Genomic DNA, 15,841 nt, shown 5'->3' with positions numbered 1-15,841 from the left:
TAAGGACTCAGACGGCGGGGGCGGGCTCGGCGTCGGCGGTCCGGCTGCTGCCGATCCCGCGCACCAGGCCGAGCTTCCCGGCGACGACGTACAGGACGAAGGCCACGACGAGCGAGTTGATGCTCGGCAGGCCCCACTCGACGAACTCGCCGAAGAGCGCGGCGGCGACCCAGACGACGAGCGTCGCGGGCACCCACACCGGGGCGTCTTCGGGAATCGCGCCGCGGGCCCGGGCGGATTCCAGGTCCCCGCGCCACTTCTTCACGACGAAGTACTCGGCGACCATGATCCCGGCGATCGGCGGGAACGCGACGCCCAGCACGGTGAGGAAGTCGGTGAACTTCGCCAGGATCCCGGCCGCGGCGAGCACGCTGCCGGCCAGGCCGAGCACCGCCGTGACCAGCCCGCGGTGGGCCTTGCGCCCGGACACCGTGCCGATGAAGTTCACGACACCGAGACCCGACGAGTACAGGTTCCAGTCGTTGATCTTGATCGTGCCGGCGATGACGATCAGCAGCCCGATCCAGCCGACCGACGACGTCACGATCGTGGTGATGCCGGCGCTGCCGACGGCGTGCGCGAGCAGGACACCGGACAGGCCGATGACGTACTCGCCGAGGGTGATCCCGACGAGCGTCTGCTTGACGACGTCGGCGGTGGACCGGTTGAAGCGGGTCATGTCCGGGGTGATGACGGCGCCGACGATGAAGCCGCCGGCCACCAGCGTGGTGCCCTGCAGCAGGCTCAGCGACGGCCCGGGCGGGGCCGAGGAGACGAGCGTGCCGAGGTCGTGGCGGGTCAGCTCGGAGATGATCGACCAGCCGACCAGGATCAGGAACGCCGGCACGGTCAGGTACGCCGTCCAGGCCATGGAATGGAAGCCGCGCACCACGATCGCGGTGACGAGCAGGCCGAACAGCAGCGCCCAGCCCCATTCCGGCAGGCCACCGATGAGGGCGACGAGGCCTTGGGCGGAGACCGCGGACTGGATACCGAACCAGCCGATGAGACTGATCCCGATGGCGAGCCCGATGAGCGCCGAGCCGCCGCGGCCGAAGCCGGTCCAGCGGGCGATCATGGACGTGGACAGACCTTCGCGGACGCCGATGACGCCGACGAGGATCGTGATGAGCTCCAGGATGACCGAGCCGAGGGTGAAGGCCAGGACCGCCGGCCAGAAGCCCATCCCGAAGCCGACGGTGGCTCCGAGCAGGAACTGGGACAGGGCGGACACCTGGCCGAACCGCTGGACGGCGACCGACCACCACGAATACCGGGCGTGGTCCGGCACTCTGGTGAGGGCATAGTCATCGACACCGACTGTTGAGGCCACGCCGACCTCCTAATCCGGGAAGGGGAACGGGTTCCCCGCACCGTAAGCAGCGGCCCCGGCGGCGTCACCGTGCGATGTGCACAGCCCCGGCGTCAGCGCTGTGCAGGTCGCATAGTCAGGCGAGCGGGTCCACTCCGGTCAGCGTGACACTTTCCGCCCACAGGCGCCCGGCGGCCGCGTCGTCGGTCAGGTTCGCCCAGCGCTCTTCGAGGCGCGGGCGGCCGCGCAGGCCGAACACGCGCGGGCCCCACAGCTGCCCGCCGGTGACGTCCGGGCCGAGCACCGCGCGGACGGCGGGGCGCGCGCCGGCGTCCTTGCCGTGCAGCAGCGCGCGGGCGGGCACGCCGCGCAGCCACTGGCCGCCGGTGCGGACGTGCACCGGCGGGCGTGACGGCGTCAGCGAGTCGAGCGCACCGCCGGGGTGGGCCACCACGCTCAGCCGTTTCGAACCGGCTTCGCGCAGCCGCCGGTCGAGTTCGACGGCGAAGAGCATCTGGGCCAGCTTGGACCGTTCGTAGGCGCGCTTCGGCTGGTAGTCGCGCTCGCTCTGGAGGTCGGCGAAGTCGAGGCTCGCGGACTTCGCCGCGAAGCTGCCGGTGGTGACGATGCGCGCGTCCGGCGCCAGCCGCGGCATCAGCCGGGCGACCAGCGCGAAGTGACCGAGGTGGTTGGTGCCGAACATCAGCTCGTGCCCGGCCGCGGTCTCCCGGCGGGGCGGGTGGTCCAGCATCACCCCGGCGTTGCAGACGACGGCGTCGAGCTCGCCGGGATCGACCGCTTCGAGCGAGGCCAGGTCGGCGAGGTCGAGCCGGACGTGCGTGATCCGCGCACCGGCGACCTGCGAACGGATCGCGGCGGCCGCCGTCTCGGCCTTCGCCGGGTCACGGCTGCCGATCACCACCTCCGCGCCGGCCGAGGCCAGCTGCTCGGCGGCGAAGTAGCCGATCCCGGCGTTGCCCCCGGTCACCAGCACCCGCATGAAGGTCCCCTCCCCGTGTCAAGCTGTCCCGCGTGGACAACGCTACCGGGGAACGGGCGGGCTACCGGCGATCGGCGGGGTCGCCCCGCGGCGAGGCGCGCCGGCTCGAGCTGCTGGCGAAGGTCACCGACGACGTCGCCGAGAACGGTCTCGTGGACTTCTCGCTGCGGCGCGCCGCGCGGGCGGCCGGAACGACGCACAAGGTGCTGCTCTACCACTTCGAAGGCGCCGAAGACCTGCTCCGGCAGGTGGTCTTTTCCTTGCGGGAACGGCGGATCGGCAACGCGCTGACGGCGGTCGCGGAGTCGCCGGCCACCTTGACCGACCGCGTCCGCGCCGCCTGGGAGAGCCTCCGCGACGAGGAGTCGGAGCTGCGGCGCGTGCTCGACCAGGCGATGGGCCTGGCGATGTACGACCCGGGCCGGTATGCCGCGCTCGGGCGCGGCGCGTCCCAGCAGTACCTGCCGACGCTGGTGTCGTTCTGCCCGCCGCGGTGGCCGGAGCAGCGGAAGCTCGAGGTCGCGTCGATGATCCTCGCGACCCTGCGCGGCTTCCTCGTCGACTTGCTGACCAGCGACGACGGCTCCGGCGCCGAGGCCGGGTTCGCGGCGCTGCTGCGCGCGGTCCAACGGGAGGAAGCCGCTTCCTGAGCCTCGACAGTTTGCGAACCACGTGGTTCACTTCGGGCATGCAGATCGAGCTGTCCGCGGGAACGGTCGAATACACCGACACGGGCGGGCCGGGCCCGGTCGTCGTCTTCGTCCACGGCCTGCTGATGGACGGCACGCTGTGGGACGGCCCGGTCGCCGCCCTCGACGAGCACCGCTGCGTGGTCCCGACCCTGCCGCTGGGCGCGCACCGGGTGCCGATGCACGACGCCGCCGACCTCTCGCTGCCCGGCATCGCCGCTCTGCTGGCGGAGTTCCTGGAGCGCCTCGACCTGCGGGACGTCACGCTGGCCGGCGTCGACACCGGAGGCGCGCTCGTGCAGCTGCTGATGGTCGCGGGCGAGCCCCGGGTGAGCCGCGTGGTGCTGGCCTCGTGCGACGCGTTCGACAACTTCCCGCCCGGACTCACCGGCAAGACGCTGTTCCTGACCGGGAAGCTGTCGCCGAGTCTGTTCGGGCTGTTCATGCAGCAGATGCGGCTGCGCGCGGTCCGCCGGCTGCCGATCGCGTTCGGCTGGCTGACCAAGCGTGGTGACGCCGTTTCCGCCGGCTGGATCCGGCCGCTGCTGAGCCAGGCGGGCATCCGCCGCGACACGGTCCGCGTCCTGCGCGCGGCGGCCGCGTCGCCGGGGATCCTGGTGGACGTGGCCGAGCGGCTGCCGTCGTTCGACCGGCCGGCGCTGGTGGTGTGGGCCCGCGAGGACCGCGTGATGCCGCCGGAGCACGGTGCCCGGCTGGCCGCGTTGCTGCCCAAGGGAAAGCTCGTCGAGGTGGCCGACAGCTACACGCTGGTCCCGCTGGATCAGCCGGCGGAGTTCGCCCGGCTGGTCAGGGAGTTCACAGCCGGCTGAGGCCGTGGAGGATGCGTTCCATCAGCTCGAGGCTCGGCCGGTTCCCCGACCCCTTCCGGGCCGTGTGCACCGCGACGATCCCCCGGTCCGCCAGGTCGGACAGCAGCACCCGCGCCACGCCCAGCGGGATCCGCCTACGCGCCGCGACCTCGGCGACCGACTGCGAGGTCCGGAGCAACGCGCAGATCTCCGACTCCTCCGTCGTACTCCCCCGCACGACGGCCCGCCCGCGCTGGGTGATCGACACCAGCGTCTCGATCGGAAGGTCCCGGGTCGGGCGCGTTCGGCCATGGGTGCGGAAGTACGGGCGGACCATCCCCGCCCCACCTTCTTCGAGCACGGACCCCCAGTGCACAGCCAGCTCCTCACGGCGATTAATCCTTGTCGGCGATTATTTGACCTAATGATCGAGTAGGCCGCAATCGACCGAACAGAGCAACGCCGGAAAAACAGCAGGTCAGCGCGGGGACGGCGGAGCAGTACTGCCGCGAAGTACTAGTCGAGTCCCGAGAATCGCCGGAGATGTCGCGATTTTTCCACCGGACAATCTCGCCAGCAGGAGGCGGCCGGCCCGCTCGCCGAGCTCGGCCACGGGCTGCGCGACCGTGCTCAGCTCGAGCAGGTCGGCGAGGTCGTGATTGTCGAACCCCAGCACCGAGACGTCCTCCGGTACCCGCAGCCCGGCCCGGCGCAGCGTCCGCAGCGCCCCGAACGCCATTTCGTCCGACGCGGCGAACACCGCGGTCGGCCGGCGCGGCAGGCCGAGGAGGGCGCTCATCGCGCGTTCCCCGCCCGCGACGGTGAAGCCACCCCCGGCCTCGAAGGCCGGTTCCGGCTCGCGCCCGTCCTCCCGGCACACCGCGTGGTAGACCTCGCGGTAGGCGGCCAGCCGCCGCAGCGGAGTCGTGAACCCGAGCGGGATCGGGGCGTTTTCGCCGATGTAGGCGATTTCGCGGTGGCCCAGCTGGACGAGGTGGCGCATCGCGGTCACCGCCGCGCCGTGGTCGTCGATCCCGACGGAGTCGCCCCAGGGCTCCTCGGTGCCGATCGTGACGAGCGGGACGTCGAGGCCCAGCAGCTGCTCGCGCTCGGTCTCCGTCAGGGGCAGGGAGAGCACGAGCACCGCGTCGACCCGGCGGCGCAGCGGCAGGCCGGCGAAGAACCGCTCGCGGCCCGGGTCGTCGCCGAGGTTGTAGAGCAGCAGGCTGATGCCGGCGTCGCGCAGCACCCGCTCGACGCCGGAGATGATCCGCGAGAAGTACCAGCGGTCGACGTAGGGCACGATCACGCCGACGGTCCCGGTCCGGCCGGTGGCCAGGCTCGACGCGGCGGGCGAGATGGCGTACCCGAGCTCCGCGGCGGCCGCGAGCACCCGCGTCCGCGTGCCGTCGGCGACGCCGGGCACCCCGCGCAGGGCCCGCGACACGGTGGCCGCCGAGACGCCCGCCAGCCGCGCCACGTCGTCGAGCTTGTCCGGCATCCCCTGCCCCATTCGTTGCAAGCGCTTGCAACCGTCTGCGTCTTTACCATTGACACTGCCCTTGATCAAGGATAATCATCAATGCAAGCGCTTGCAATGCGTTGCCTGTCCGGCAAGGAGGCCGCCATGCGCCAGCTCCTCCCCCTCACCGGTGCGACGCTGCTCGCGGCCACCGCGCTCGCCGCGTGCTCGTCGGCTTCCGGCCTGACGATCAACCTGTACATCTCGCCGGAGGACCACCTCCAGACGGTGGTGGACCGGTGCACGCAGGAGGCCGCGGGCCGGTACAAGATCGTCTACAACAAGCTGCCGCGCGGCGCGGACGGCCAGCGCGAGCAGATGGTCCGCCGGCTCGCCGCGGGCGACACCTCGCTGGACGTGCTCGGCCTCGACGTCACGTGGGTCCCGGAGTTCGCCGAGGCGGGCTGGGCCGAGGAGTGGACCGGCGCGAACGCGGCGGCGGCCACGCGGGACGTGCTGCCGGGGCCGCTGGCCACCGCCAAGTGGAACGGAAAGCTCTACGGCGCGACGAAGAACACGAACGTCCAGCTGCTCTGGTACGACGACCGGATCACGCCGTCGCCGCCGAAGACGTTCGACGAGCTCATGACGCAGGCACAGCAGCTGAAGGCCGCCGGGAAGCCGTACCAGGTCGTGTTCACCGGCGCGCAGTACGAAGGGCTGGTCGTCTTCTATAACACGCTGGTCGCTTCCGCGGGCGGCCACATCCTGTCGGACGACGGCAAGTCCGTGGTGATGGACGACGGCGCGGTCCGCGCGCTTTCACTGTTGAAGACGATCACCACGGCGGGGATCACGGACCCGTCCCTGACGAACCAGAAGGAAGACGACATCCGCCAGGCGTTCCAACGCGGCCAGGCGGCGACGGAGCTGAACTGGCCGTTCGTGTATGCCTCCTACGCGAAGGAGAAGCCGCAGGATCTGCCGCACTTCAAGTGGACGCGCTACCCGTCGGTGGTCGCCGGCCAGCCCAGCCGCGTCACGATCGGCGGGTTCAACCTGGCGGTTTCGACGTATTCACAGCACAAGCCGGAGGCGTTCGAGGCGGCGCTGTGCCTGCGCAACGCGACTTCGCAGAAATACCAGGCCCTGGTCGACGGAATCCCCCCGAGCATCGCATCGATCTACAGCGACAACGCACCATTGGATCCCGCGAAGCCGGCGGACCCGAAGGAAAATCCGACAATGGCCGACCAGTACCCGATGAAGGGCGACATCCAGGCGGCCCTGACGGACGCGGCGGTCCGCCCCCTCACCCCGGCGTACCAGAACCTGTCGACGGTAATTTCGAAGGTACTGTCACCCCCGGCAGAGATCGACGTCCAGGCAACGGCGAACGAACTGCGCGAGCGGTTGACGGACGCATTGAACTCGCGGGGCATCATCCCGTAGGCACACCCGCTCGGGGCGGCGTTCGTGGGTGGGGAACGGAAGGGACTTGGCCCCGTTCCCCACTCACCACTCAAGCCCAGGCCAACGCGGTGACAGCCCGCCCCGGCTCCCTCGTCCCCGCCGCAGTCAACACCGGCGAGGAAGCGGTCACCCGAGATCAAAGCCGAATAGGCTTCTTGTTCATGAACTATCCAGGCGGTCGACGGGCCTGGGGACGTTCTTGGGCACACCGCCTCTGACCTCTTTTGTGTCTGTTGGGTCCGGTCGCGTCCGGACCTGTCTGGACGTCTGACGGCCTGTAGACGGCCTGGCTTTCTGCCGCCGCTGTGTCTGTCTGGCCTGGTGGCAGCCCTCCCCCGTCTTCCTCGTCCCCGCTGCTGTTACCTGACTTGGCTCAAATTAGTGCGCACCGCGGTCGTGGATGCGGGTGAGGGCATCGCGGAGGTCGTCGGGTAGCGGGTCGACGGCGGTGAGGGTGTGCTCGCCGGCCTGGATGTTGATGGTGCGGTAGCGGCGGGTGGTGCGCACGAACTTCTTGATCGACCAGCCGGTGGTCTGCTCGATCCACCTGCTGACGGCCAGGGCGGCGAACACGACCGTCAGGTGAGCGTCGATCGACTCGCGCTTGTGGTGGTAGATCGGCCGCGCACGTAGGTCGTGTTTAGACATTCGGAACGACTTCTCGATGTGGAACAGTCGGTGGTAGGCGACGATCACGAACTCGGCGGTGACGTCCGGGAGGTTGGTGACGTAGCCTTTGAGGCCGGCAAGGGCGCGTGCCTTGGCTTCCAGGGTCCGGTTGACACTCTTGGTGGCGCCGGTGAGCTGGATGAACCGGTTGCGTTTGACCGCGGTCTTGCCGGCGACGGCCTGCTCGGCCTTGGCGACCTGTTCGTCGATGCCGTGCAGGGTGCGCCGAGCCCGGTCCGCCCGGTACTGGTAGTAGATGATCTGGTCGCGGCGCTGGTCCTTGGGGCCGGCAGGCCAGGGCTGGGTGAAGATGTGCCCGTCGGGGATCTGCTCATCCGGGTGCTCGTGGCGCCACGCCTGGACCACGTACGGCACGTCGGGTATCCGCGCGCCGAGATGAACGACAACCCCGCGGCCTCGATGGCCTGCTGGTTGGCCGCAGAGATCATGCCAGCGTCGGCCACGACCGTGACATCAGCCAGCTGGTGGGCATCCATGAACGCACGGATGGTCGGCAGCATCGTAGTGGTCTCGCCCCGGTTGCCCTCGAACGCGTTAACCATCAACGGAAACCCGCTTGCGTCGGTGAGCAGCCCGATCGTGATCTGCGGCTCCAGGCGGCGTTCTTTGGAGAACCCGGGCTCACGGAACCCGTCCCCGGCATCGGTCTCGAAGTACAAGGTGGACACATCGTAGAGAACCAGTGACGCCGGCCCCAGATCAGCGGTGCGGGCGCACGCCGCGGCCAACTTCTGCCGCCAGGACTCTTTCGCGAACGTGGGCAGACGCCGCTTGAGGGTCGCGTACGCCGGCGGGTCGAAACCTGCCTCCTCGACCACCCGCAGACTGTCCAGCTTGCTGGTCGGCTCGACGATCCGTGCCAGCACCAGTAATCGGAACACCTCGTCACCACCAGCGGCCTCCTCGAACCCCAACAGCTGGTAGGCGTGGCCGAGCGCGTCCCACAGGTACCCCATCCGCGACGACGTGATCGCAAGCGGCCCACCACCAGCACCACTGCCGGCCTGCAACGCCGCGAAGTCCGGGCCAAAGTCGAGCTCGGGCTGCCCCACAGCCAGACGCTGCCTCGCCACCGCCTTGAGCGCCTCCAACGCCGCATCGTCATGCGCCGAGCCGATGTGCTCGATGTCCCGCGACCCGCGACGCGAGGAGTGCACGATCTGCACCGCCCTGGCCCCCGACGCCGTCTTCACCGTGCGCACATACGCCACGAGAGACAGCCTAGAACCGGCCGCTTAGTGCGCAGATTTTCGCCGTTCACACGACGAAACCGCAGCTCAACAGCCAGCACCCTACCCAAGATCAGCGATCTTGAGCCAAAGTCAGGTAAGGTGACGGAATGGTCATGCGGGTGGCGGTTCCCGTGCTGCCGTGCCGAGATGTGCAGGCAGCGCGGTCGTACTTCACGGACGCGCTCGGATTCGACACCATATTCACCTGGGAGACCCCACCTAGCTACGCGGCCGTGATCCGCGACACCGCCGAGTTCCACCTGTACGCCGAAAGCAGCGTCGGCCCGGCCAGGGTGACGGTTGTCGTCGACGACGTCGATTCCTGCCACGACGAGCTGCGCGCCCGCGGCGCCGACATCGTCGAGCCACCGGCTGACCGGCCCTACGGGATGCGCGACTTCAACGTACGGACACCCGATGGGCACTTGTTGATCTTTAGCCAGCCGCTTACCGAGTACGGGTGACCATCAGCGGACCAGCCGGAAGAATGACCGGACCTCGTCGACGAACAACGCCGGCTGCTCGAACGCCGCGAAGTGGCCGCCCTTGCCGGGCTCGTTCCAGTACCGGATGTTCGGGAACCGGCGCTCCGCCCACCGCCGAGACGGGCGCTGCAGCTCCTTGGGGAAGACCGAACAGCCGGTGGGTACGGTCACCGGCGCGCCGGCCGACCCGGAGATCCATTCGTTGACCTGCCGGAGGCTTTCCCAGTACAGCCGGGCGGATGAGGCACCGGTGCCGGGCAGCCAGTAGAGCATCAGGTTGTCGAGCAGCTCATCCCGGGTAATAACCCGATGCAGGTCGCCACCGGAGTCGGTCCACGACCAGAACTTCTCGACGATCCAGGCGCAGAGGGCGGCCGGCGAGTCGACCAGCCCGTAGCCGACCGTCTGCGGCCGGGTCGACTGCTGCGCCGAGTATCCGGAGCCCCATTCGTCCGCCTCCCGCAGTGTCGCGAGCGCCGCCCGCTCGGCACCGGTGAGGTCGTCCAACGTGGCCGGATCGGGCGGTGCGAGCGGCGGCATGAGATGGATGCCGGCGACCCGATCGGGTTGCCGTTGACCGATGCTCGTGGCGATGCTGGTGCCCCAGTCGCTGCCCTGGGCGCCGAACCGCCGGTAGCCGAGCCGGGCCATCAGCTCGCACCACGCGTCGGATATCCGCTCGATCCCCCACCCCGGCGCGGCCGGCTTGTCGCTGAAGCCGTAACCGGGAAGCGATGGGCAGACCCCTAGAACCGGCCGCTTAGTGCGCAGATTTTCGCCGTTCACACGACGAAATCGCAGCTCAACAGCCAGCACCCTACCCAAGATCAGCGATCTTGAGCCAAGTCAGGTCTGGCCTGGTGGCAGCCCTCCCCCGTCTTCCTCGTCCCCGCTGCTGTTAGCGCCGGAGGGCCGGTGTCAGGGGTGGGCGCTTGCGTCCATCGCGCAGCGACGCCGTAGGCGCCCTTGATGGCGGTCGGCCGGTGTTAAACGATCGCTGACGAGGGAGCGGCCACCAGGTCGTGCTCCGGTCGGCGTAACGCTGATCGACTCGGCGACGTCTGTGGGCGTATGGGGACGAGTGGATCAACCAGCTCGCGGCGGCGCGCGTACGCGGCCGACCATCCGGCGGGCCGCCCGCCGACCGGCGGCCGAAGCGGAGCGGCAGGCCGTCCGTGTCGCATGAGGGCAGGCCCGCCGCACGGGTGGTGACGTGCGCGCCGCCGACGGCGGCGCGCCTTGATCCCATAGAGCCATGTTCGGCAGTGATCGCAACGATCTAAACGAAATTCACAGACGTCGACTTCGCTTGCTTGAGTCTATGTTTAGACCATTGGCTGTGCGTATGAAGTCCACGACAAAGCGTACCTTAGTGCGTAAATCCTTTGAATAGTGATCATCTAGCCAGTGAGAGACAACGTAGCTGGCCACTTTGTTCTTATCGAAGCGGTACCCATCAACATCTTTTAATGGATTCTCCCACTTGTCGCCCCGCCAGGTGATTTCCCGGTTGTGCACAGTAAAGGTTGCTTCATTTAACAAATCGTATGGTACATAGTTTTCTATCGTATATCCACTGGTAACCCATGCAGAATCTTGCATCTGCTGATTGAATTCTTCGATGACCCGAGTCTTAGTCGCACTCAACTTCGACTGCGGTTTTGTCTTGTCACTATCGATAACGATCATGATCTTTCGATTCAGTCGCCTAAGTTCGATAAAATCTGACACGATCGAGTCGTCACCCGAAAGATGATTTAACAGTTTGCCACCATAGAACATTATCGAATAGTCTATGCCTTCGACAAGCTCTGGGTCGACGTCATTTATCCAGCGCGTTAGGTAAATTCGATCACTGGGGCCTTCGACCCAAATTATGGCATTCGACTGCAGCAGGTCCGACGGCCGATAGCCGAGGTTATCACAGATTTCCGAAACTTGCGCAGGCTTGCTAGCAAGCCTGACAACACTAGTTCCCGATGAATCCCTGCGAACGTCAAACACGGTAGTCTTGGTGTAGTCAAGAATATGTGCAGAGTGCGTGGCTATCAGATACTTATTGGTTGTGTGAAGCAGTAGATAGTTGATTAGTTTTCGCTGAAGCAAAGGGTGGAGGTGAACTTCCGGTTCCTCGATGCAGAGTAAATGATCCCGATGAATCGTTGCCGCCGCAGCAAGGATAACTACCTGATGGATTCCGGTACCGTAGTGGTCTAGCGGTAGAAGTGATCCGTTCTGCAACACCTGTATTTCCTTGCGATTATGTGGAATACGCAGTCTCGCGTCGGGATCGTCCAGAATCACCTGAAGGAATGTATTTATCTCCCCGAAGAGATGTTCGTCGTCTTTGTATGAGGGAGTTATTTCTGGATTCTGCAGGCGCGCAAGATCGTCGATCAGGTTTTCCCCACTAGTGCCACTCACTCCTTCGATTTGTCGAATTTGCCTGAAGGCATCAATAAACTGAACCCTAGGGAGGATCTCATGGAGCCTCAAGCGATTCACGAAGTTAATCACATTCGCCGGTTGACTACTACTGTATTCACCCCAAAGGTTATGTGTAATCTGCTGCGGCACGCTTGCAATTGGCAGATCTTTTACAATATTAAGCGCCTGATCTTGAGATGGATTCGAGTAGTTAGAGTCGTAAACGAACCAGATGAGGTCATCCCCGGTCAGATGGAAAGATGGAGAATCAAATAGCTGTTCAATATTCTTGCGTTGAGACTCATACTGGCCGGGCTGCAGTGCGCGAATACGCTCGACGAATTCGTCGCTACTTGGGTCGACCGCAATTGCCCAGGCAGCCTGCTCAGCTGCTGAAGTCTGAGGTATATCAAGACCAGTCGGATTAAGACCATCCCGTAGAAATCGAGTCGCAAACCGCAGAATGTTGGATTTTCCGGAGTTATTCTGTCCGGCGAGGAGATTCACCTTGGTGATAGGGCTGATAAATTGAAGCTCATCGTAAAAACTACGATATCCAGTAAACCCGAATCCTTGGAATATGTTCATTTCCTCGCCCACGTATTCATTACTCGATAGTACTTCGAACTGTACCTTGCCCTTCCTTCTGATCCAGACAAGCAGGAGAGCGCGTGTCGCCGACAGAGCTTTACTCGGCAGACCGATCGCCAAGGTAATTTGTGAGAAAAATTCATACCGCAAGTTATGTCGGTCTAGATGTTCAGTTTGCGAAGTGCTCGGCTTCGCTAGCGCTGCTAACATGGCTGCATGCGTGGTGCGGGTGACCAGCTCAGCATCGGTGAGCGGATCGCGTTCTACAGGCGGCGGCGTGGGCTGTCCCAGGCGGTTCTTGCTGACCTGGTGGGCCGTACCGAGGACTGGTTGAGCAAGATCGAGCGCGGTGAGCGGGACATCCGCAGGCTGGACGTGCTGGCCGACCTCGCGCGGTCGCTGCGGGTGACGCTGGGTGACCTACTTGGCGAACCGGTGCTGATGGAAGAGCAGGACAAGCACGACGACGTCCCGGCGATCCGGGATGCGCTGATGGCTCCCCGCCGGCTGTCGCGGACGCTGTTCTCGTCGGCCATGTCACCCGAGTACATCGACCCGCAGCCTGTTCGACAACTGGTGGAAGGTGCCTGGTCGAGCTACCAGAAGGGCGACCTGGGACGGGTCGTCACCGCACTGCCAGGGCTGATCAAGACCACGCAGGCGATGGAGGCAGCCTCGGCCGACGATGCCGGGTACAAGCGGGCCTGCGCGGCCATCTCGGCGCGAGTGCACCATCTGGCCGCGACCACGCTGAGCAAGATCGGTGAGGCTGACCTCGCCTGGATCGCGGCCGAACGCGCCATGCAGGCGGCGGACGACTCTGATGATCCGCTAGTTCTGGCCTCGGCCGCCCGCTCCGGCACTCACGCGCTCCTGGCCGTAGGCCGGTTCGACGACGCGCTTGAGCTGGGCGACGTCGCGGCGAAGTGGCTGCTGCCGAGGATGGCCGAGGGTGATCCGGCCGCGCTGAGCCTGTACGGGATGCTCTACCTCCGTACCGCTGTCGCGGCGGCGCGACACCAGGACCGGAGCACGGCGAACGACCTGCTCGGGCACGCGAAGACCGCCGCTGACCACCTGGGCGTGGACGCGAATTACTGGCAGACCGGGTTCGGGCCAGCCAACGTGGAACTCCACCGGCTGTCAGCCGCTCTGGACCTCGGCGACGTCAGCCAGGTGATCGAGACCGCGCCGCGCGTCGACGTCGACCACCTGCCCGTGGAACGCCAGGTCACGCACCTCATCGACTTCGCCCGCGCGTTGAGCCTGCTCGCGAAGGACGACGACGCCCTGCAAGTCCTCCTGGAAGCTGAGCAGAAGTCGCCGACCATCGTCCGGCACAACACGATGGTTCGGGAGGTCGTGCGGTCCATGTACCGGCGTGCCCCGTCCACGGCTGGCAAGTCCTCGGCGCTACTCGCGTTGGCTGAGCGCTGCGGCGCGGTGAGGTAGTCGCATGTCGCGAGTTCTCGGGCTGGTCGCCTCCGGGGCCGGCGGGGTCGAAGACCTGCTTCCGCGCCTGATCAAGCCTGCCCAGGAAGCAGGCTGGACGGTCGCGGTCACCCTGACGCCCACCGCCGGCCGCTGGCTGGCCGAGACCGGACAGCTCGACGAGATCGACCAGACCACCGGCTACCCAGTGCGTGTCGAGCCCCGCTCGCCGTCGCAGAAGAGCCCGCACCCGGCCCCGAGCTGCCATCTAGTGGCGCCGGCCTCGGCGAACTTCGTCGCGAAGATGTCCCTCGGCATCGCCGACAACCAGGCATTGACGCAGGTCAACGAGGCGATCGGGATGCTCAACCTGCCGGTGATCGTGTTCCCGCGCGTCAACGCGGCCCACGCGCGTCAGCCGTTCTGGACCATGCACATCGAGAACCTGCGGCGTGTCGGCGTGGACCTGCTCTACGGTGACGACGTCTGGCCGCTGCATGAACCGCGGTCCGTTCCCGGTCGGGATCTACCCTGGTCAGCCATGCTGGAAGCAATCGACAAGGCCGTTCCGGCCGACCGCTGAACCCACCCGGACAGTTTGTCCGGGTGATCTTCCTTACCCGGGTGTCTCCTGTTCCCAGCGCGCCCAATCGGACGCGCTCAAGCCGAGACATCGGGAGAGCACACATGGGCATTCACGTGGTGATTCAGCCCCTCGTCGGATACGGCGCTGCCGTCGTGTCACCTTCCCCGGGAGTCCGCCAGCTGGTGGCCGGGGGCGATGAAACCGCGATCATGATCCAGGTACCGGCTCGGATCGGCGGCCTGATGGACACTGCGCGGTTCATGCGGAGCCTCGCCGTGGCCGCGAACGAGTTCGGCGAGTGGTGCGAGACGCAGAACCGCACCCGCACCTACTCCTCTCCTCTCGGCGACCAGTGGTCGGAAGAGCGCGACTGAGCGCGAAGAAACCCATACAAGCAAAGGGAATTCAGCATGGCTATCGACAAGGGACACCGGTTCGGTATCGACTTCGACGACGCGTTTCCGCAGGGCTTGGTGATGGTGGGCGAGGTGTCGCCGGACAACGAGTACCAGTCGCGTGAGGACCGGGCCGCGAACCGTCCGGTGCGGCAGCGGGTCGATGAGATCACGGGCAAGCGGCAGTGGAAGGTCATGGTGACCGACCCGGCTGAGACGCGCGCGAAGCGGGCCTCGTTCGAGATCACCCTTCTCGCCGACGTCCAGCCCGTGCCGACCACCTCGGAGGCGCTGCCGGGCATGCGGCCGATCGAGTTGGACGGCCTGACCGCCGAACCGCGCGTGGCGGGGCAGGGTGAGTTCAAGTATCAGTCCTACGTGTTCCGGGCGACCGGCTTCAAGCAGGCCACCAGCAACGCGAAGCCGTCCCGGTCCGGTGGGTCCGGTGAGACGCCGAAGGCAGCGTGACAGCGATGGGCTTCCGCGAGCAGGTCGAGGCGTGGGAGCAGGCGTACCGGGACTACATGGCCGCGTGGGAGCACGGCCGTGCGGTGCTGTCGCCGGTGAGTGCGACGAACACGGCGAACGCGGCTCGGCGGGTGTCACGGGCGTGGCACGAGCTGGCGCAGGCGCGCGGGTTGCCGTGGTGGTGTGTGGCGGCGTTGGAGTCGGCGGCCGAGGGGTTCGCCGACCTGGCCCGGGATTGGGAACAACATGACGGCAACGTGGGACGGGCTGGGGCTCCGATGGACGGTCGGCCCGGGTACCGAGGTGACGGTGGAGGAGACCGGGACGGGCGCATCGCACCCGCCGGTCCTGGTGCTGGCCGGTGGGCTGTGCGTGGTGACGCTGGTGCCGCCGGAGGACCAGACCGCCTGGACGGGATGCGCGGTGTTCCTGCGTCAGCTCCGCGACCACGCCGAGGAACTGGCGGCGTTGCTGGAAGCCCGCGCGGGGAGGCGTGATCGTGCGGAAGGCTGAACCGAAGACGCTGCGAGAGGCCCATGAGGTGGTGATGGACCGCCGGCCGCCGAACAACGCGAACCCGTCGGTGTGGCTGGCGTTCCGCCTCGGCAACGCGCGGCTGTACAAGGCGATCGCGGACGTCGACCGAGGTCATCACCACGAGGCGCTGTACTGGGCCGGATACGAGGAACGGCAGGCGGGTGAGATCTCGACGGAACTCCAGACGGAAGGAAAGCCTGCTGATTAGTCGCATGTAGACGACCGGAAAGTCGACAGTAGTAGCAAAAAATGCA

16 protein-coding genes and 1 pseudogene are annotated in these 15,841 nt (G+C 66.6%); 10 read left to right on the top strand and 7 right to left on the bottom strand.

Annotation, left to right across the window (positions count from 1 at the left end; translation table 11 throughout):
* Positions 1 to 7: 7 nt before the first annotated feature.
* Positions 8 to 1,333 carry a purine-cytosine permease family protein gene (locus QQ657_RS14375; RefSeq protein WP_284742613.1) on the bottom strand — a complete coding sequence of 442 codons (1,326 nt, stop codon included), beginning with the start codon at positions 1,331 to 1,333 and terminating at the stop codon, positions 8 to 10.
* A gap of 115 nt (positions 1,334 to 1,448) precedes the next feature.
* A complete protein-coding gene (locus QQ657_RS14370) occupies positions 1,449 to 2,312 on the bottom strand; it encodes an SDR family NAD(P)-dependent oxidoreductase (RefSeq protein ID WP_284742612.1) in 864 nt (287 codons plus the stop codon).
* Between the two features lie 32 nt (positions 2,313 to 2,344).
* On the opposite strand from QQ657_RS14370, the gene QQ657_RS14365 reads away from it, so the two are divergent.
* Complete coding sequence (locus QQ657_RS14365; protein WP_284742611.1) at positions 2,345 to 2,962, top strand: TetR/AcrR family transcriptional regulator; 618 nt, start codon at positions 2,345 to 2,347, stop codon at positions 2,960 to 2,962.
* A 38-nt stretch (positions 2,963 to 3,000) separates the two neighbouring features.
* Positions 3,001 to 3,831, top strand: a complete 831-nt coding sequence (locus tag QQ657_RS14360) for an alpha/beta fold hydrolase (protein ID WP_284742610.1) — start codon at positions 3,001 to 3,003, stop codon at positions 3,829 to 3,831.
* Here the strand turns inward: QQ657_RS14360 and QQ657_RS14355 are convergent.
* A complete protein-coding gene (locus tag QQ657_RS14355; protein ID WP_284742609.1) occupies positions 3,818 to 4,186 on the bottom strand; it encodes a DUF742 domain-containing protein in 369 nt (122 codons plus the stop codon). The two genes, QQ657_RS14360 and QQ657_RS14355, sit on opposite strands and share 14 nt — an antisense overlap.
* 102 nt (positions 4,187 to 4,288) lie before the next feature.
* The gene (locus tag QQ657_RS14350; protein ID WP_284742608.1) at positions 4,289 to 5,311 is read right to left on the bottom strand and encodes a LacI family DNA-binding transcriptional regulator; all 1,023 of its coding nucleotides are present in this window, start codon (positions 5,309 to 5,311) and stop codon (positions 4,289 to 4,291) included.
* A 126-nt stretch (positions 5,312 to 5,437) separates the two neighbouring features.
* Between QQ657_RS14350 and QQ657_RS14345 the strand changes: the two genes are divergently transcribed.
* A complete protein-coding gene (locus QQ657_RS14345; RefSeq protein ID WP_284742607.1) occupies positions 5,438 to 6,724 on the top strand; it encodes an ABC transporter substrate-binding protein in 1,287 nt (428 codons plus the stop codon).
* Positions 6,725 to 7,123: 399 nt separating this feature from the next.
* Here the strand turns inward: QQ657_RS14345 and QQ657_RS56950 are convergent.
* A pseudogene (locus QQ657_RS56950) lies at positions 7,124 to 8,646 on the bottom strand (IS1634 family transposase).
* 128 nt (positions 8,647 to 8,774) lie between these two features.
* On the opposite strand from QQ657_RS56950, the gene QQ657_RS14335 reads away from it, so the two are divergent.
* Positions 8,775 to 9,131 (top strand): VOC family protein, encoded by a 357-nt coding sequence (locus QQ657_RS14335; RefSeq protein WP_284742606.1) that lies wholly within the window; start codon positions 8,775 to 8,777, stop codon positions 9,129 to 9,131.
* A gap of 3 nt (positions 9,132 to 9,134) precedes the next feature.
* Here QQ657_RS14335 and QQ657_RS14330 read toward each other — a convergent pair whose 3' ends face one another.
* Positions 9,135 to 9,938, bottom strand: a complete 804-nt coding sequence (locus QQ657_RS14330; protein ID WP_284742605.1) for an alpha/beta fold hydrolase — start codon at positions 9,936 to 9,938, stop codon at positions 9,135 to 9,137.
* A 504-nt stretch (positions 9,939 to 10,442) separates the two neighbouring features.
* Entirely contained in the window at positions 10,443 to 12,290 is a 1,848-nt protein-coding gene (locus QQ657_RS14325) for an AAA family ATPase (RefSeq protein ID WP_284742604.1), read from the bottom strand.
* A gap of 96 nt (positions 12,291 to 12,386) precedes the next feature.
* Between QQ657_RS14325 and QQ657_RS14320 the strand changes: the two genes are divergently transcribed.
* The 6 genes from QQ657_RS14320 (at position 12,387) to QQ657_RS14295 (ending at position 15,795) form a co-directional block, all read left to right on the top strand.
* A complete protein-coding gene (locus QQ657_RS14320; RefSeq protein WP_284742603.1) occupies positions 12,387 to 13,622 on the top strand; it encodes a helix-turn-helix domain-containing protein in 1,236 nt (411 codons plus the stop codon).
* 4 nt (positions 13,623 to 13,626) lie between these two features.
* A complete protein-coding gene (locus tag QQ657_RS14315) occupies positions 13,627 to 14,184 on the top strand; it encodes a flavoprotein (RefSeq protein WP_284742602.1) in 558 nt (185 codons plus the stop codon).
* A 104-nt stretch (positions 14,185 to 14,288) separates the two neighbouring features.
* On the top strand, positions 14,289 to 14,561 hold the full coding sequence (locus tag QQ657_RS14310; RefSeq protein ID WP_284742601.1) for a hypothetical protein: 273 nt from the start codon (positions 14,289 to 14,291) through the stop codon (positions 14,559 to 14,561).
* Positions 14,562 to 14,597: 36 nt separating this feature from the next.
* Positions 14,598 to 15,050 (top strand): hypothetical protein, encoded by a 453-nt coding sequence (locus QQ657_RS14305; protein ID WP_284742600.1) that lies wholly within the window; start codon positions 14,598 to 14,600, stop codon positions 15,048 to 15,050.
* A gap of 246 nt (positions 15,051 to 15,296) precedes the next feature.
* A complete protein-coding gene (locus QQ657_RS14300; protein ID WP_284742599.1) occupies positions 15,297 to 15,563 on the top strand; it encodes a hypothetical protein in 267 nt (88 codons plus the stop codon).
* Complete coding sequence (locus QQ657_RS14295) at positions 15,544 to 15,795, top strand: AMED_5909 family protein (RefSeq protein ID WP_284742598.1); 252 nt, start codon at positions 15,544 to 15,546, stop codon at positions 15,793 to 15,795. The genes QQ657_RS14300 and QQ657_RS14295 overlap by 20 nt, the downstream gene beginning before the upstream one ends.
* Positions 15,796 to 15,841 lie beyond the last annotated feature (46 nt).

This window comes from Amycolatopsis ponsaeliensis, from assembly GCF_030182635.1.
Taxonomy (GTDB): Bacteria; Actinomycetota; Actinomycetes; order Mycobacteriales; family Pseudonocardiaceae; genus Amycolatopsis; species Amycolatopsis ponsaeliensis.
Note: the sequence above shows the minus strand (reverse complement) of the source record. Positions and strands in the feature narration are given on the sequence as shown.

What these genes read in the sequence shown, in the direction of transcription:
- QQ657_RS14370 (WP_284742612.1), bottom strand. Translation starts at nt 2,312, where the DNA reads ATGCGGGTGCTGGTGACCGGGGGCAACGCCGGGATCGGCTACTTCGCC.
- QQ657_RS14360 (WP_284742610.1), top strand. Translation starts at nt 3,001, where the DNA reads ATGCAGATCGAGCTGTCCGCGGGAACGGTCGAATACACCGACACGGGC.
- QQ657_RS14350 (WP_284742608.1), bottom strand. Translation starts at nt 5,311, where the DNA reads ATGCCGGACAAGCTCGACGACGTGGCGCGGCTGGCGGGCGTCTCGGCG.
- QQ657_RS14345 (WP_284742607.1), top strand. Translation starts at nt 5,438, where the DNA reads ATGCGCCAGCTCCTCCCCCTCACCGGTGCGACGCTGCTCGCGGCCACC.
- QQ657_RS14335 (WP_284742606.1), top strand. Translation starts at nt 8,775, where the DNA reads ATGGTCATGCGGGTGGCGGTTCCCGTGCTGCCGTGCCGAGATGTGCAG.
- QQ657_RS14320 (WP_284742603.1), top strand. Translation starts at nt 12,387, where the DNA reads ATGCGTGGTGCGGGTGACCAGCTCAGCATCGGTGAGCGGATCGCGTTC.
- QQ657_RS14315 (WP_284742602.1), top strand. Translation starts at nt 13,627, where the DNA reads ATGTCGCGAGTTCTCGGGCTGGTCGCCTCCGGGGCCGGCGGGGTCGAA.
- QQ657_RS14310 (WP_284742601.1), top strand. Translation starts at nt 14,289, where the DNA reads ATGGGCATTCACGTGGTGATTCAGCCCCTCGTCGGATACGGCGCTGCC.
- QQ657_RS14305 (WP_284742600.1), top strand. Translation starts at nt 14,598, where the DNA reads ATGGCTATCGACAAGGGACACCGGTTCGGTATCGACTTCGACGACGCG.
- QQ657_RS14300 (WP_284742599.1), top strand. Translation starts at nt 15,297, where the DNA reads ATGACGGCAACGTGGGACGGGCTGGGGCTCCGATGGACGGTCGGCCCG.